The organism is Lysinibacillus sp. A4, assembly GCF_024919535.1.
GTDB lineage: Bacteria > Bacillota > Bacilli > Bacillales_A > Planococcaceae > Lysinibacillus > Lysinibacillus capsici.
The window spans coordinates 428,342-445,489 of sequence record NZ_JANWTB010000004.1; the positions used below are offsets into that span (position 1 = coordinate 428,342).

The following is a 17,148-nucleotide window of genomic DNA, read 5'->3' on the forward strand; positions in this document are numbered from 1 at the left end:
GGACTTCCTCCTTAAAATAGGTATCTAGCAACTGAAATCGTAGCATTACCCGATTTTTTCTTCTCTAATAGAAGTGATGGAACCTGTGCATAGCGCATAGCTGCTGGTTCACTCACTCCGTATGCACCTGTATATTTAAAGACTGTTTCAGAGGGTGATGGAAATTCGATTTCATTTAATTCATCCGGTGTATACGTAACGAACTCCCAATCATATTTCTTCGTAATCTCTAAGAAACATTGCTCATCTTTCTTCAAATCAATCGTGCATAAGGCTTTCACACTTTTTTTCGAAAGCTTTAGCTCTGCCAAGGTTTCATCGATTACTTGTTCAATTTCCTCTAAAGATGTACCACGGTTACAGCCCATTCCTAGCACAATGGATTTTGGGCGATAAATAACACCGTTTTCTAGAAGAACCTCTTCTTCAGGTTCAATGATTCGATCTGTTATTAATAATGTGGCATGGGGAGTTGCTTGGATGGCTGCCTGTGTTGATGGATAGATTTTAATTTGCTCCGGCATCGGTGTTTCACGCATCCACCAATCACGTTCGCCTGTTTCCTGTACAATGGCTACATGTTCCTCATTTACAACAGATGCACTAACTGGTGTCAATTTATCCGCACTATCCCATACCCAGCCAAAGCGGGCTCCAAATAAATCAACTGGAATCGTCTTTTGCACATCAGAAGCCGTTGTAATAATCGGATTTGCACCAAGTGCAGCTGCCACCTCGTGTGTTAGCTCATTGGCACCACCTAAATGCCCTGATAATACGCTAATAACATTTTCCCCTCGATCATCAATCACCACAACACCAGGGTCTGTCTTTTTATCCTTTAAAATCGGCGCAATCATTCGTACAACTGCCCCTAGTGAAATAATTAAAATCAACCCTTTATATTGCTTAAATAGTGTTGGCAATAGCAGACGCACTGTTCCTGTAAATAGTTGAATATGCTTTTCTTCTTCATCGCCTTGTTCAAATTTACTCATATAATATAAATCACTTGCTGCAAAGGTTTGCTGCAGACGACGTCCTATTTGGACACCATGCTTCGTAATGGCTACAACGGCATAAGGATTACGTTGATCAACCTCTGGTAACACACCCTCTTGTAACTCAATCACTTGTCTTCACACCTTTTCTAAAGCCGTGTGTAAAGCTTGCATCATATAACTTCGAACGATATTGATCTTTATCATGAATGTTCGGGTCTAATGCCCAGCCCGCTAAAATCATCGCATGCTTACGAATACCATTCACACGCATTGCTTCATCTAATTCGATTAAAGTTGTTCGTACGATTTTTTGATCGGGCCATGAAGCTCGTTGAATAACTGCTACAGGCGTGTCATCAGCCCAACCAGCACTTTGTAGCTCTTTGACAATTTTTTTCGTCAGCGTTGCACTAAGGAATAAGGCAATTGTACAATGATGGCTCGCTAAATCACGCAGCTTTTCAAATTCTGGTACAGGTGTGCGCCCCTCTGCACGTGTTAGAATAAGGGTTTGGGTTAGATCAGGAATTGTTAGCTCAGCTCCGATTGCAGCGGCCGATGCAAATACAGAGCTAACTCCTGGAATGACTTCATACCCAATGCCTTCCTTTTTTAATAGCGCAACTTGCTCCATAATGGCACCATACATCGCTGGATCACCTGTATGCATACGTGCCACTGTTTTACCAGCATTGACTCGGTCCACCATCACAGCAACCATTTCCTCCAAATGCATACCAGCTGTACGAATGACCTCCGCATCTGGTCTAGCTTTCGCAATAAGGTCCTCACTCACTAAAGAATCTGTATACATGACAACGTCCGCTGTTTGTAACATATGTAAACCTTTGACTGTAATTAAATCCGGATCACCAGGACCAGCGCCGACAATATAGATTTTTTTCATTATTTACGCACCACCATTAATGTTAAATATTCTAAATCGACACCATCCAACTCACGCACATCCCAAATGATTTCTTCATCAGATGTTACCTTTGTCACCACGGATGCTTTATCTAATAAATCTAAATCGCGTAGCACTTCAAGCATTAAATCAATCACTTTCGCCACTTTAATAAAAACAACAGCATCATGTGTTTCAATCGCTTCACGCATAGCTTCGTAATCGTCATACGCAGGAATAATCGCAACACGATCATCACCATCCGCTAACGCAATGCCTAAGCGTGATGCAGAGCCATTAAAAGAAGAAATCCCTGGTACCGTACGAATTTCGACATCTGGATGCTTGTCCTGCATTAGCTTCATCATATGAATAAACGTACTATACAATAATGGATCGCCCTCTGTAACAAAGGCTACATCTTTGCCTGCTTGTAATTTTTCGTAGACAAGTTCTACTGACTTTGTCCATTCACGTTCTAGAACAGCCTCATCTTTTGTCATTGGGAATACAAGACCAAGCATATCTTTTTCTTCTGGATTAATATACACATCTACAATACGATGGGCATAGCTTTTACTGCCTTTTAGCTTTTTTGGGTAAGCAATAACAGGTGATTCCTGAATCACTCGAAATGCCTTTACTGTAATTAATTCTGGATCGCCAGGACCAACGCCTAAGCCATATAAAATTCCTAGATTACTCATGATTTTCTTCCTTTCGATAAGCGGAAATAATGTATATTGGATTTAATGGCACAAAGCGTGTCATATCTAAAATTGGTTTACTGCGTGCCAGCTGAGCCTGTAAAATGTCAACAGCAAAACCACAAGCTTTAAATGCCTCAACAGCTTTATATAAATTTTCAATAGTCGCCGCATTTAAGACAATGCGCCCATTTTGCTTTAAACGCTGGCAGCATAATTGCAGTAACTCAACCATTTCACCACCAGTGCCCCCGATGAAAATGGCATCAGGGTCTGGAAAGTTGTCTAAACCCTCTGGTGCTTTACTATGGATAGCAGTTATATCGACTCGAAACTTTTGTTGGTTTTGAAGACAGTTTTCTAAATCAGGGGCATTTTTTTCTACAGCAAAAACTTGTCCCTCAGGAGCAAGCTTACCTGCCTCAATAGCCATGGATCCCGTACATGTGCCAATATCCCAAATAATGCTATCCCGTTGAAGCTGCATGGCTTGCAAACTTAAAACTCGAATTTCTTTCTTCGTAATAAGTCCTTTATCTGGCTTTCGTTGTGAAAATTCTTCATCATCAATCCCAAGTGTGTAGCGTTTCGGTGCTATTGTTTGTTTTAAAACCACGACATTTAAAGGAGAAAAATGAGTAACTTCCATTTCATCGAGCGAGTACCAGCCACTTTTTTCGTTGTCGCCCTGTAAATTTTCGGCTACAAACGCACGATATTCCGTCATACCAAAATACTTTAAATATCGAGCAAGAGCATTCGGACTATTCTCTACATCTGTTAAAAGTGCTACTTTCTTTTTGCCATCAATTCGCTGTGCCAAGCCCTTCATTGGTCGTCCATGAATACTCGTTACGTAAGCATCCTGCCAGCTCTCTCCCATTTTCGCAAAGGCCAGTTGGACAGAGCTCATATAGGGATAAACCTCTATTTGTAGCTTTTTGGCTAAATAGCCTCCGATGCCATAAAATAATGGATCTCCAGATGCAAGAATCACGGTATTTCTTGTTTCTTCAGACAATCTTTCAACAAGTGTTGAAAGACCTCCTTTTATCAAGATTTTTTCACCCCTAAAGTCTGGGAAAAAATCAAGTACTCGCTCACCACCAACAAGTACCTCACAGTCTTCAATCCACTGAAGGTATTGGGGTAATAAGCTTGCTAATCCGTTATCCCCGATCCCAATCAACTTCATCGATCGATGCAATGTCATCAGCCCTTCCTAATAATTGTCCCTGCATCGAATAGATCGATGTGGAAAGCGTTAAACCGCCCTTAATATGATGGATAGAGGAGTAGCAGCAGGCCTCACATAAACGATGGAAGAACGCATCATAGCCCTTCTCCATCATAATCTCACCCACTTGTGAAGCTGTATTTGCCTCCAGAACTTGTGCTATCGTTTCTCTATCTGCCCCTATATCCTCTGCCAGTTGTGCTAAAAAATTAAAATCGATTGGTGCACTTTTGGAATGCACCATCATGACTCCTTGTGCGACTTTAGAAAATTTCCCCATCATCCCAACGAGTGAAACTTGTTTGATGCCTAGACGCTTACAATGCTTTAATGTAAAACCTACAAAGTCACCCATTTCAATAAACGCTTCTTCTGCTAGATGTGGGTATTGTTTCATCGCAAACTTCTCACTTCGTCCACCTGTTGTCACCACTAAATGCTCACAGCCAGCCTCTTTCGCTACACTGATGGCTTGGACAATACTGGCCATATAAGCAGAACTCGAAAAAGGCACGACGGTTCCCCTTGTGCCTAGGATTGAGATGCCCCCAAGTATACCGAGTCGTCCATTTAACGTTTTTTTAGCAATCTCCTCACCCTTAGGTACAGAAATCACCACATTCACGCCTCGAGTAATGTGAAATTCGTCCAACACACCTTGGACCGTGCTATAAATCATTTTACGGGGTACAGGATTAATGGCTGCCTCTCCGACAGGCACTGGCAGGCCAGGCTTTGTGACACGCCCGACGCCAATACCTCCATCTAAATGAATCCCAGGTGTATCTGCCCAGCTCACTGTGCCAACGATGAGTGCCTGATGGGTCGCATCAGGATCATCACCAGCATCTTTAATCGTTTCACAGCTGACAGCATTTTCTTCAAATATGCATTTTTCAATTGTAAAGGTTGCATCTCGACCAATAGGTAAATGAATCGTGCTTGTCTCTTGCTCCTCCTTGGTAATAAGGGCAAGCAGTGCAGCCTTTGATACAGCAGTTGCACAGGCTCCCGTCGTATAACCGTGACGCATGTCCTTGGGGTCCTTTTTTGGCTTCCGCTCCATTATTTTTTCGCCTGTTCGTCCGCTAAAAGTGAGATGGCATTTAAAGCAGCAACCGTCACTGTACTACCGCCTTTACGACCAACATTTGTAATGTACGGAATCCCTTCTAGTTTAAGCAGCTCTTCTTTTGACTCAGCTGCTGACACAAAACCAACAGGCATACCGATAATTAAATCTGGTTTTGCTAGCCCTTCTTTAATTAATCGAATCAATTCCAGCAATGCAGTTGGTGCATTACCAATGGCATAAATACCACCTTCATGTAATTTTGATGCCTTTTGCATCGAAATAATGGCACGTGTTGTATTTTGTTTTTTCGCTTCTATTGATACATCTTCATCCGCAATATAGCAATGCAAATCACCACCATGTTTTTGGAAACGCTTTTTACCAGAGCCACTTTCAATCATTTGCACATCTGCAATGACATGACGTCCTGCAAGAATAGACTTGATACCCGCTTCAATAGCACCTGGTGTAATGATGACACTACGACCTAGCTCGAAATCAGCTGATGCATGGATAATGCGACGTACAACTTTCCATTCATCTTCTGAGAAGTCATGCTCGCCCATTTCCTCTGCAATAATAGAGAAACTGTAATCGTAAATTTTATCTGGGTCTACCGTTAATGGTTTAAAATCTGTTTTAAAATCCATGGAAAATGCCTCCTAAATTGTATGTTCAACAGCCTGTAATACTTCTTCAAATGTTGAATATTGTTGGCCGTACTGTATATTTGGTCGTGCAATAAGAATCGTTTCAATCTGGCATGCGAGAGCTGCCTCTAGCTTCTCATCAACTGAGCCCACTTTACCGCTTTCTTTGGTAATCATCAACGTCACTCCGTATTGACGAAATAGAGCTTCATTTAATTCCTTTGAAAACGGACCTTGAATAGCCACAATATCTCGCTGCGCCACGCCAAGTGCCTCACATTTTTCCATATTATCTAGTCGTGGAAGCATACGAGCGATTACTCTTGTGTTTTCTAAGCCCTGTAAAACCTTTGTAAATGTAGCGAGTGTTTTACTACCTGTCGTTAGCATAATGACACCGCGTTTTTCTGCAGCTAGCTGAGCTGCCTCCTCATAATCCTTTACAACAGTAATCAAAGGATGGGCATAATGTTCATGAGCTCTTTCATAGCGAATATAAGGAATCTTTGCCTGCTCTGCCGCTGCCATCGCATTTTTAGAGGCTTCCTCCGCAAATGGATGAGAAGCATCTACCACCAATTGATAGCCCTGCTCTGTCATGATGGTCGCCATTTCCTCAGCTGTCAGTCTACCGATTAAATGTGGCAGGCCAACGTCAGCAAGACTAGAGGCTGCCGATTCAGTGACGACCGTAGCGGTTACCGCATAACCTGCGCTTTGTAATGCAAGGGCTAGATCCCTTGCATCACTTGTCCCTGCTAACATGAAAATCATTTTACCGGCTCCTCTTCATGATGATGGTCATGATGGTGATGGTCATGATGGTCATGATGGTGATGGTCGTGATGATGATGATGCGCATGTCCATGATCGTGATCATGATGGTGATGGTGATGTGCATGTCCATGTACTGCCGCATAGGCGCGATAATCTTCTAGATCTTGCATACCTGTTGATGTACCGTTGATTGCCTGTTCAATACGCTCTAATAAAACATTTTGTAACCGTTCATGGTAGCCAAAATAGTTAGCAATTTGAATATCACAATCTGGATAAAGTTCATTAAACTTCTCACACATGCCATGCATGCGTTCCATCAAAATGCCTGTGAATAAAAAGTATGGTAACATGATGATTTTTTTTGCACCTAGTTTGACACAACGTTCAATTCCTTCTTCAACTCGTGGATCTGTGACACCCATAAAAGCACTTTCTACGTATTTCACAGGTAGTTTTTCCCATAAAAGTCGCGTGATTTTATAAAAATCACCATTAGCAGATGGATCACTGCCACCTCGTGCAATCAATAAAATCGCTGTGTCTTCCTGCTCTTGTTCTGAATTAAAGCCAATTTCAGCTAGGCGATCTTGTAAAATGGCAAAGATTTCATCATGGATACCAATTGTTTGACCATATGTGAAGGTAATTGTTGGATAATGCTCACGCGCATGCTCTATTTCCGCTGGAATATGCAGTTTTGAATGGCCTGCATGCAGTAAAATGATTGGAATTACATGTACCTCTGTAGCTCCCTTTTTCACACAGTTTGTAATACCTTCTTCGATGTTAGGTGAAGCAAATTCAAGGAAACAAGTTTCCACTAAAAATTGTTCATCAATACGCGGTGTCATTTGTTCGATAAATGTACGAACCTCATCATTTCCTGCTGCTAAACGGCTCCCATGGCCGACAAATAAAATAGCTTTCATCTCTCTACTCCTTACTAGTCGCCGCACGGAGCTGGCTCTACTTTTATTTTGGAAGACATATCTTGATACGTAAAATGCAGTATTTTTTTCACACGTTTAAAATATTTAAATAAGCGTTCATTTGGATGAGCATTTGCTTTATATTCTTCAATAATATCTGTAATGAGTGGAATCAGCTGCTCAGGCTCCAGCCCTTCTACAACAGGCTGTGCTGCGTGTGCTGTACGACCGACTGGTTTTGCTCCAATAAAGACATCAAATTTACTTTTGCGGTAGACGATGCCAATATCATCAAATACAGCCCGATAACAGGCCATCCCACAGCCATTAAAGCCAATATTTAATGTCTTCGGTAAGGACATACCGCCTAGTTTTTCTTGTATTTCCTCTGCATATGGTATTGAATCAGCCTTTTCACCGTAGCAAAAATCACAAGCCTTCAGTGATAACACATCACCAATCGGGGATAATAAAAACCCTACTTCCTGTAATTTCTCTGTGATCTGTTCAGGGGCAGTCGTTGGTATTTTCAAATGAATTTGATGATCTGGTGTGTATTCCATCGTCCCCTCATCCCCAACGACCTCCGCTAACATCATCATTTGCTGGGGAGTAAAAAACTTATTGGCTACACCAGGACTTACTGCTAATTCAAAAATAGATTCTATTTTTTGCTGTACAAGCTTCGGTGTTACTTTGACTGCGCTTGTCCCTTTTACCATTGCAAGTGCCGCTGTAGCCATTTCAAGAGCTGTTTTTTTCGGCTTTGGCGTAGCGGCTATACTGGGTTTATTAAAGCGCCCTGCATTAGGGTCAGCCGTAAAGTCATTTCGCGCTGTTCCCGTCTCTTGGTTCATTGCCCAAGGTTCATTTTCTTCGCGTAAACGTTGATGTGGACGTAATGGCTGTTTCTCTTCACCCAGGGTATATTTACGTTGGTAACCGCGGGGCGTAATCATCTTATTGTCATAGAAAAATGTTGACGAATTCCCGATAATGACAGTTGTCAACATACCAATATCATGTTCTAGCATTTCTGCTAGTGTTGTCATGGTCACTTCTTGACGTTCTCGATAGGCACTTTTCACAAGCCCAACTGGTGTGTCTGGCGAACGATATTCTAAGAGTATTCGTTGAGCCTCGACAATTTGTCTTGTTCGACGTCCACTTTTAGGATTGTATAAAGCAATGACAAAGTCCGCCATTGCAGCTGCCTCGACACGCTTTGCAATTAAATTCCAAGGTGTTAGATGGTCACTCAAACTGATTGTACAAGCATCATGCATAATAGGTGCACCAAGTATGCTAGCGCATGAATTAATCGCAGAAATCCCAGGAACAATTTCAACTTCAATTCCTGTTGCTTCTGTCCAGCCTAGCTCAATTAACACCTCATAGACTAATCCTGCCATGCCATAGACGCCTGCATCACCACTCGAAATTACTGAGACGATGCTCCCTGCTTCGGCTTGACGAACGGCTTCCTGTGCACGCGACACTTCTTCTGTCATGCCTGTACTAACAATCGATTTTGCACTTACTAAATCTTGAATCAGCTCTACATAGGTTTTATAGCCTATAATCATATCACTTTGTTGTAAAGCCTCTACTGCACGTGTCGTAATATGCTTAAAATCTCCAGGTCCAAAGCCTACTACGAAAATTTTTCCTTTTTGCGCCATGTTGTTACCCCTCTTTCACCTTTTCGATCCCTTTAATGGCAGTTGTTTGAGCAGTACGCTGTAATGTACCTTCACGAAGTGTAAAGACATGTTCGTTGTATAAGGATTCATGATGTAAATCTTGTACTAGTGTTCTAGCATGCTCTGTTGATGGCACACGATACCAGTTTCCTTGAGGATAAGCGATTACCACACAAGCATCCTTGCAGCGTCCATTACAGCGCGTTCTTGTCGTATGTATTTCCTGATCGAGTGCTTGCCGTTGTATCTCATCTCGAATGGCTAAGGTAATTTCCTCCCCATCCTTTTTCATGCAGCTACTGCCATTGCAAATAAAGAGATGTGTTTTCATCCCCTCTAAATTCCAAGTTGTCATCTTCTGTCTCCCCTCATTTGCTTTTTGGAAAAAGAAAAACCTTTACTCTATAACGAAGAGTAAAGGTTTTGTAGAAGCCAAATAAAAACGAATAGAATGAAATACAGGTACCCGCTTTCGCTTCAACTTCTCCCTCCGAAAAGTTTGCATGCACAATCAAATAAGCAGGTTTCCTGACTTAAGCTTCATTTTACTGTCGCACCTTCCCAAGTTTGTACCAGTGGCTTTGCGATTTCATCAGCTATTACAGTAGCGGGGGCTGTATTGGATTTTCACCAATTTCCCTATTATCTCGAGCTATTCGAGCACTTATTGACGTTTTATATGAAATTTTTATTAGAATTTTAAATAGAAAACTGTCTTTATCATATCTTATTATTTTAAAATTTCAATATTTCTTTAAAAATTTATGACAAATTTATCAATTTTGAATGGAACTAGGTATGAAATTTATACAATCTATATAATTTGCGCACAAAATTTTATCAGAATATTCACTGTGACCTTTAATTTAAAAAATTTCATAAAAGGTATAGCATATTTATGGAAATTCATGTTACACTTTGTCGTGAAATCTCACAATTTGAATGTTTTTCGGTGCAAAGTGCTTGTCATTTTGCTTAAAAGGGAAGCCGGTTTGAGCCCGGCGCGGTCCCGCCACTGTAATAGGGAGCTTTATAGAATATGTCACTGTCCAACGGATGGGAAGACCTATAAAGCATTGAACTAGAGCCAGGAGACCTGCCGAAAAATAAGTGATCGTTTCAACCTACGAGGATAGGTGTGCGGCTTAGCAGATGAGACTGTTATTTGCTTTTTTAGCTATGCACTTTTCCACCTAAGGAGAAGTGCTTTTTTTAATTACGCACGCAATATTCTAAAAATCTATTAATTAGTTAGGAGGAAAGCTTTTTGAAATTATCATGGTGGAAACTTAGTTATTTTTTACTGGCCTTTTTAATCGTGCCAAAACGTGCCTTTGCCATGCATATCATGGAAGGTTTTTTACCAATCGAATGGGCTATTTTTTGGTGGGTGATCTCTATCCCATTTATCATTCTAGGATTGCGTTCTATTCGAAAAACCATTGATGAAAATCCTGAAACAAAAATGCTTTTGGGGCTTTCAGGAGCCTTTGCCTTTGTGCTATCCGCCCTAAAAATCCCTTCAGTTACAGGTAGTTGCTCTCACCCAACTGGTGTAGGACTTGGGACAGTACTCTTTGGCCCTCTAGCAATGAGTGTAATTGGAACAATCGTTTTATTATTTCAATCTTTATTATTAGCTCATGGAGGAATTACAACTTTAGGGGCTAATGCCTTTTCTATGGCTATTGTTGGTCCTTTTATTGCTTACTTTGTCTTTAAAGGGGCTCAAAAAGTAGGGTTGTCATTTTCACTAGCCATATTCTTTGCAGCTATGCTTGGTGATTTAGGTACCTACATTGTGACTTCTGTACAACTAGCACTAGCCTTTCCTTCAGAGGTTGGAGGCTTTATGGCATCCTTTACAAAGTTTGCAGGTATTTTTGCCTTAACTCAAATTCCTTTAGCAGTGAGTGAAGGAATTTTAACGGTCATTGTGATGAATTTCTTGAAAAAATACAATGTTAGCGAATTAAAAACGTTACGTGTTTTCTCAACAAAGGAGGCACATTAACAAATGAAAAAAAATTTATTGTTATTAGCAATTGTTGTGTTGTTAGCCATCATTCCCTTATTCATACAAAAAGGTGCTGAATTTGGTGGTGCTGATGGAGAAGCAGAAGCAGCTATTGGTGAAATCAATGCGGAATATGAACCATGGTTTGAAAGTCTATGGGAGCCACCAAGTGGTGAAATCGAAAGCTTATTATTCGTGCTACAGGCAGCTATAGGAGCTGGCTTTATTGGCTACTTCATCGGCTATATGCGTGGCAAACACAAAGAAGGTTAACCATTATGTTACTCATTGATAAGTATGCCTATCTGAATAAGCTAGCGTCCGTTCATCCGCTAGAAAAAATGATATTTTCACTTGGACTACTTCTCATAACGCTCATCATGAGAGATGAACGACTTTCACTCATTACATTTTTTGTAATGAGTGCTTTTATCATTTTAGGTGCAAAAATTCCGCTTGCATACTACGGCAAATTATTATTGCTACCTAGCTTTTTCTTATTAACAAGTCTCGTCTCTATTTTACTTTCCTTTACATCATCAACGAATACACTCCCTGCCCATATTTGGTCGTTTACATTTAGGAATTGGACTGTCTTTATCGGGAATGCAAGTGTGTTAGCAGCGCAACAGCTGTTCTTTATTGTCCTTGGCAGCGTTAGTTGTTTATACTTTTTAATTCTAACCACTTCCGTACAAGGAATATGTTATGTGCTACGACAATGGCGACTCCCCTCTTTATTAGTGGAGCTCGTCGAACTAACCTATCGTTTTATTTTTATGTTTTTAGAAAGTATGCAAAATATACATCTCGCCCAGCAAGCACGTCTTGGCTATCATTCACCGATGCAATGGCTACGCTCTGTCTCCATGCTTATTGTGGCATTATTTGTGGAAATGTTTCAGCGTAGCCGAGAGCTCAACAATGCCATGCAATCACGTGGAGGCGATGCAGTCTACTGGCAAGAGATGGGCTCTTATAGCAAGAAAAATTGGCTAGGCATGGCAGCTATTTTACTAGTCCTCATCGTATATGGAGGGTATTTTACATGACAGCATTTTATTTTGAACTCAACCAATTATCTTATGCCTATGCGGATGGTACGAAGGCGTTGTCAGATATTACATTAGACATTCCAAAAGGTAAAAAAATCGCCATACTCGGACATAATGGCGCAGGAAAATCGACTTTATTTCAGCATCTTAACGGTATTTTAAAACCTACAGCTGGAACGATTGTATTCGAAGGCAACGATCTGGAATATAGTCGAAAAGCTTTAAAGGCCCTACGCCAAAAAGTCGGCATTGTTTTTCAGAATGCAGATCATCAGCTTTTTTCAGGGACCGTCAAGCAAGATATAGCATTTGGCCCATTGAATCTCGGCTGGTCTACTGAAAAAACGGAAGAAAAAATAGCATGGGCCGTTGCGCAAACCGAAGTGGAAGATTTGCTTGATAAACCCATTCATTTTTTAAGCGTAGGTCAGAAAAAACGTGTAGCAATGGCAGGTGTTTTAGCGATGGAGCCCTCTGTCCTTTTGTTAGATGAACCAACAGCAGGTCTTGATAATTATTATGCTACACACGTATTACAATACTTAGCCAATTTAGATGATGGTGAGAGAACCATTTTACTAGCAACCCATGACATACCTCTCGCCTATGAATGGGCCGATCTAATCATTGTTATGGAGGCTGGAAAAATTATTTATAACGGTGATCCAATCACCTTGTTTTATGAAGACGAATTGTTACATCGCGCGCATCTTGAACGTCCATGGATTTTTGAAATGGTCATAGCTTTGCAAAAAAAGAAGCTATTGCAGGAAAATATCAACATCCCTCGTTCCAAGCAGGAGCTACAACAATTAATAGAACAGATCTAAAGCTTTTAATAATGCTAGGTTTTTTCGTTATACCTACCAAAAATTAAAATAGCAAAGAAAAATTTTCCTCCATTACGAAACTTTTCTAATCTTTGTCCGTATTAATATAGTCGAGATTTAATTTATAACACCAAGGAGAGATAACAATTGAAAAGTTGGTATAAAAAATCAGTCGCTGTTGTAGCATCTGCTGCACTCATGGTTCCTGCTGCTTCTGCCTTTGCTGAGGCACCTCAGCATAAAGCGAAAAACATGCTGGCAAACAGTGCGAAACAAACAGAGAAGAATGAAGAAAAATGGATGAGTAAGGATACAATTGTTATCAAGCATTCAGGTCTTGATAAAAACGTACATAAAAAAATTGGCTCCAAGGTCATCCGCTCCATTCCTTCATTAGGGTATGATGTTGTACAACTAAATAAAGGCGTATCGATCGAAAAAGCCGTCTCTTACTATTTAAAGCAAAACGGAATATCAAGTGTATCTCCTAGTTACATCTATCATTCTTTTAATAAAGAAGCTGATCCTAAAAAACAAGAGATGTATCATTTAAACTTACTGCAAATGGATAAGGCACTAGAATTAGCAGGCAACCATGATGTCACAGTTGCTGTCATTGATTCTGGTGTAGATTTTAAACACCCCGATCTAAAGTCACAAGTACTCCCACCCTATAATGCAGCAGCACCTGCTAATACTACCTATTCAGGCGATCACGGAACACATGTGGCAGGTATTATCGCCGCAGCAAAAGATAATGGCGTAGGTGGGCATGGGATTAATCCGAATGCAAAGTTACTGCCAATTGATGTATTTAACGGCAAAGAAGGTGCTAATGATTTCATCATTGCACAGGGTATACTTTATGCAATTGAGCAGGGCGTTGACGTCATTAATATGAGTCTAGGAGGCTATGGTGAATCTCCCCTGATGAAGGAAGCCGTTCAGAAGGCGATTGATAGTGGGATTACAATTGTGGCGGCCGCAGGAAATGAATCGACAGATGAATATTCCTTCCCCGCTTCTTTCGAAGGTGTCATTAGTGTTGGTTCAACAAACGAACGCAACAAACTATCAAGCTACTCCAATTACGGCCCGTCTGTGGATATTGTTGCACCAGGTGAAGACATTTATAGTACCGTTCATGATGCGAAGAAAGGATCATCTTTTGTCAAGTTTAGTGGAACATCCATGGCCTCTCCTGTCGTGGCAGGTATCGCCTCTCTTCTTAAATCCAAAGACCCATCTTTAAAACCGCATCAAATAGAAGCGATTTTAGAAATGACCGCACAAGATTTGGGCGAGAAAGGCTATGATCTTACTTATGGTCACGGATTAGTTGATCCTGTAAAAGCATTACAATTTGATTTAAATAAATTGCCTAAGCATTATTCAGAGACAAAGGAAGATCGTATTAAGAACGCCAAGATCCTTGCTAAAAATAAGCTAAATACAGAACAGGGTGCTTTTGAACAGCAAGACGAAAAGAAATGGTATAAAGTCGATTTAGAAGAAAATGAATATGCTCAATTAACATTAAAAGGCGCTGACAAATACGACTATGCCTTTGATTTATATTTCTACCCAAATAGCGGGATTGGAGATGTAGAGCCTATCCATGTCAATGATGTTCGCGTAGGAAAAAAAGAAGGTTATCTATTTAAAGCAGATCAAAAGGGAACGCTTGTTATTGGTGTCAAAGATCATAATGGAAGCTATAGTTTAAAAGGCAAATCTACTTACATTTTTACAGCACAAACGACGAAGGACTTGCCAATTGATACAATAGACAAGTCTACGATGGAGCCTATTAAAAAGTTCCCATATAGTACAGCAGGTAAAAACTATACATTACTGTCAAAAGATCAACAACAAGATCAAGATTACTTCACGTTCTCTGTCAAAAAACCGACGACGTTACAATTTGATCTATCGGGAATTCCTGGTGTCACTGCCTCTATGGAGCTTTATCTAAAAGATGACTTTAATCCTGTGCCACCAGAAGAAATCGATCAAGCTGAAAATGATGAAGGTGAAGAAGAAGCCTATCCAATGCAGACCGCTTATGGTACAGCAAAAGGTGAACCGGTTCGTATGATTATCGACGCTGTTCCAGATCAAGAGTACGTTTTAAGTGTATCTAATGAAAGTAATAGCGAGTTTTCTATGGAGATGTTCTTTAGTGGCGGCATCGAAAAAGAAGAAACAATCAGTGAATCGATGATTCCTTACACATTAAAAGGTGAAGTAGTTTCCCTCCCACCTGATGAGGATGGTCTACCTGTAGATGAAGCCATGATCGAAGAAAATGTTCCAGAGAGCCAATTACCGCTTATAGAAAACAACATAAAAAAACGTAATGAAATTGACAGCCTGATGAGTATGTTATTGAATCCTACGGCTTCAGGCAACCTAGAAAATGTTGACCCTATCATTAAGCAGGCAATCCGCTTTGAAATAGGTGACGATCAAAAAGCTTATTTCCAAACAGATTATGATGAGGATTATTTCTTATTTAAAGCGAAGGAAGACGCCCTTTATAGCTTCAGCTTTTTGAAAGGCATGAACCAAATGCCGACAGGTACAGTGTTTGAATATGATGAAGAAACAAAAGAATTAATTCCCGTTTCTTCCTTAACTAATGACCTTGGTATACTGGCACTACTACTTGGTTCAGCTGGTAACGAAGACGATGCAAAGGTCATACCATTGAAAAAGGACAAAACATACGTGGTAGCCGTTGTCAATGCTGGCGAAAGGTCTGCTGAACCTTATACATTGAAAACAAAGAAAATAGGCGATATTCCAGCAGAGTACAATCCAAAAAATCATGAGGAAGCAAAAGCGCTAAAAATTCAACCAGGTACTACTTATAGAGACCATCTGATTTATCAAGATGATGTAGATTATTACTACTATAAGCAACAAGGCAATGATGAGGTCATGAGTCTGCTTCTTTCTTCAGTTCCTTTTACTAATGAACAATTGGCTCAGCTACCTAAAGAACTGCAAAAAGACTTGAAATTTGCAGGAGCTATTATCGAAGATACGAACGGCAATATGAAGATTGATGCCAAAGAAATGGAGACAGAAATTCCATTTGGCTTAGGTGATAATATTCTTGAAATGTTACTTGGAATGATGGGTACAAACGATGTAAATACATCGTTTAAGGCAAAGAAGGATCGAGGCTATTTTATTCTAGTCAACAGCATGGGGCTTGGCCAAGTATCGATTCAGCCTTATACATTAACATTGTTTGATCATAAGCATGTGGATGAAGATGCGGATTCAAAATTAGTAAATGGTGTACCTAGCAAGCCATCTGTTCTTGTGAAAAAGGATGAGAAATGGGTTGCAACGCAATATTTAAATGCAGGTATACCATTTGGTGATAAAGACTATTTTGAATGGAATAACGACCAGAAACGCGAAGTCTTCTTCTCACTCCAAACAGAAAAAGCGTTGGATGGTGTTATTCGAGTGTTAGATGCAAACGGAAAAACCGTCAAAACATTCGATCTTTATGGTGTTGGTGATGCCGAGGTTGGTACGGTGGAGCTTGATGCAGGCAAATACTATATTGAAGTAAGTGAGTTTGATGGCAAAGCTAGCACACAACCCTATACGCTTGAAATAAAATAGTTAGAATTAAAAATATTCCCTAGATCAAAACGATCTAGGGGATATTTATGATCTGAAAGAAGCATTTTCATCCAACGATGAGATTCACCACTTCGGCTTACATAAAATATTTAACATAATTACAATATTCATCTTGCTTCATTTGTAGCTTTTCATAAAGCTTACGTGCATTTACATTATCAGCCGCCGTTTGTAACGTGACATAGCGAGCATACTGTTGCTCGCAATAATGAAATACCTTTTCCATCAATGCCTTGCCCACCCCTAGGCCTCTAGCATCTTCTGTTACATAAATATCATTTAAAATATAGGCTCGCTGTAAAGCAATGGACGAAAATGTTGGATATAATTGTGTAAATCCAATTATCTTGTCATCCATCAGCGCGATAAAAATGACGGATTCTTTCAAGGCCAATCGTAATTGTAAAAATGCCTTGGCACTGCTTATATCTGACTCAATTCCATAAAATTGACGATATTCATCAAACAGTTTTGCTAAGTCCTCTAGTTCATCCATTGTTGCTTGTAGTATTTCCATTCTAGTCTCCCCTTGTGTCTACCCATGATTGTCTAGCTTTATAAAACTAGTTTTTATTATATAGGAAATAC

16 protein-coding genes and 2 riboswitches are annotated in these 17,148 nt (G+C 40.2%); of the genes, 5 read left to right on the top strand and 11 right to left on the bottom strand.

All coding sequences use genetic code 11. The features are described from left to right. Positions 1-11 precede the first annotated feature (11 nt). From NY607_RS10805 to NY607_RS10850, 10 genes are read right to left on the bottom strand one after another with little or no spacing between them, the layout of a single operon-like run. Positions 12-1,133 carry a cobalt-precorrin 5A hydrolase gene (locus tag NY607_RS10805; RefSeq protein ID WP_259419665.1) on the bottom strand — a complete coding sequence of 374 codons (1,122 nt, stop codon included), beginning with the start codon at positions 1,131-1,133 and terminating at the stop codon, positions 12-14. Continuing rightward, positions 1,126-1,911 (bottom strand): precorrin-4 C(11)-methyltransferase, encoded by a 786-nt coding sequence (cobM, locus tag NY607_RS10810; protein ID WP_004231312.1) that lies wholly within the window; start codon positions 1,909-1,911, stop codon positions 1,126-1,128. Before cobM ends, NY607_RS10805 begins: the two co-directional genes overlap by 8 nt. Then, a complete protein-coding gene (cobI, locus tag NY607_RS10815; RefSeq protein WP_259419666.1) occupies positions 1,911-2,618 on the bottom strand; it encodes a precorrin-2 C(20)-methyltransferase in 708 nt (235 codons plus the stop codon). The genes cobM and cobI overlap by 1 nt, the downstream gene beginning before the upstream one ends. After that, positions 2,611-3,831, bottom strand: a complete 1,221-nt coding sequence (gene cbiE, locus NY607_RS10820; protein ID WP_259419667.1) for a precorrin-6y C5,15-methyltransferase (decarboxylating) subunit CbiE — start codon at positions 3,829-3,831, stop codon at positions 2,611-2,613. Before cbiE ends, cobI begins: the two co-directional genes overlap by 8 nt. Continuing rightward, the gene (locus NY607_RS10825) at positions 3,788-4,921 is read right to left on the bottom strand and encodes a cobalt-precorrin-5B (C(1))-methyltransferase (RefSeq protein ID WP_054549201.1); all 1,134 of its coding nucleotides are present in this window, start codon (positions 4,919-4,921) and stop codon (positions 3,788-3,790) included. Before NY607_RS10825 ends, cbiE begins: the two co-directional genes overlap by 44 nt. Then, positions 4,921-5,580, bottom strand: a complete 660-nt coding sequence (locus NY607_RS10830) for a precorrin-8X methylmutase (RefSeq protein WP_004231303.1) — start codon at positions 5,578-5,580, stop codon at positions 4,921-4,923. The genes NY607_RS10825 and NY607_RS10830 overlap by 1 nt, the downstream gene beginning before the upstream one ends. A 12-nt stretch (positions 5,581-5,592) precedes the next feature. Next, a complete protein-coding gene (gene cobK, locus NY607_RS10835) occupies positions 5,593-6,354 on the bottom strand; it encodes a precorrin-6A reductase (protein ID WP_054549200.1) in 762 nt (253 codons plus the stop codon). Further along, positions 6,351-7,289, bottom strand: a complete 939-nt coding sequence (locus tag NY607_RS10840) for a sirohydrochlorin chelatase (protein ID WP_259419668.1) — start codon at positions 7,287-7,289, stop codon at positions 6,351-6,353. The genes cobK and NY607_RS10840 overlap by 4 nt, the downstream gene beginning before the upstream one ends. Positions 7,290-7,303: 14 nt before the next feature. After that, positions 7,304-8,971 carry a precorrin-3B C(17)-methyltransferase gene (gene cobJ / locus NY607_RS10845; protein WP_054549198.1) on the bottom strand — a complete coding sequence of 556 codons (1,668 nt, stop codon included), beginning with the start codon at positions 8,969-8,971 and terminating at the stop codon, positions 7,304-7,306. A 4-nt stretch (positions 8,972-8,975) separates the two neighbouring features. Then, on the bottom strand, positions 8,976-9,347 hold the full coding sequence (locus NY607_RS10850) for a (2Fe-2S) ferredoxin domain-containing protein (protein ID WP_004231296.1): 372 nt from the start codon (positions 9,345-9,347) through the stop codon (positions 8,976-8,978). A gap of 146 nt (positions 9,348-9,493) precedes the next feature. After that, positions 9,494-9,675, bottom strand: a riboswitch (cobalamin riboswitch). A 250-nt stretch (positions 9,676-9,925) separates the two neighbouring features. Then, positions 9,926-10,110: riboswitch (cobalamin riboswitch) on the top strand. A gap of 149 nt (positions 10,111-10,259) precedes the next feature. Here NY607_RS10850 and NY607_RS10855 point away from each other — a divergent pair. From NY607_RS10855 to NY607_RS10875, 5 genes are all read left to right on the top strand, one after another. After that, the gene (locus NY607_RS10855; RefSeq protein ID WP_048392343.1) at positions 10,260-11,006 is read left to right on the top strand and encodes an energy-coupling factor ABC transporter permease; all 747 of its coding nucleotides are present in this window, start codon (positions 10,260-10,262) and stop codon (positions 11,004-11,006) included. A gap of 3 nt (positions 11,007-11,009) precedes the next feature. Then, positions 11,010-11,282 carry an energy-coupling factor ABC transporter substrate-binding protein gene (locus NY607_RS10860; protein WP_009370241.1) on the top strand — a complete coding sequence of 91 codons (273 nt, stop codon included), beginning with the start codon at positions 11,010-11,012 and terminating at the stop codon, positions 11,280-11,282. A 5-nt stretch (positions 11,283-11,287) separates the two neighbouring features. Continuing rightward, on the top strand, positions 11,288-12,061 hold the full coding sequence (gene cbiQ, locus NY607_RS10865; RefSeq protein ID WP_259419669.1) for a cobalt ECF transporter T component CbiQ: 774 nt from the start codon (positions 11,288-11,290) through the stop codon (positions 12,059-12,061). Next, the gene (locus NY607_RS10870) at positions 12,058-12,894 is read left to right on the top strand and encodes an energy-coupling factor ABC transporter ATP-binding protein (RefSeq protein WP_259419670.1); all 837 of its coding nucleotides are present in this window, start codon (positions 12,058-12,060) and stop codon (positions 12,892-12,894) included. The genes cbiQ and NY607_RS10870 overlap by 4 nt, the downstream gene beginning before the upstream one ends. Positions 12,895-13,041: 147 nt before the next feature. Beyond that, positions 13,042-16,539: a S8 family serine peptidase gene (locus NY607_RS10875; protein WP_259419671.1), complete on the top strand. Its 3,498-nt coding sequence runs from the start codon at positions 13,042-13,044 to the stop codon at positions 16,537-16,539. Between the two features lie 97 nt (positions 16,540-16,636). On the opposite strand, the gene NY607_RS10880 is transcribed toward NY607_RS10875, so the two are convergent. After that, on the bottom strand, positions 16,637-17,077 hold the full coding sequence (locus NY607_RS10880; protein WP_048392339.1) for a GNAT family N-acetyltransferase: 441 nt from the start codon (positions 17,075-17,077) through the stop codon (positions 16,637-16,639). Positions 17,078-17,148 lie beyond the last annotated feature (71 nt).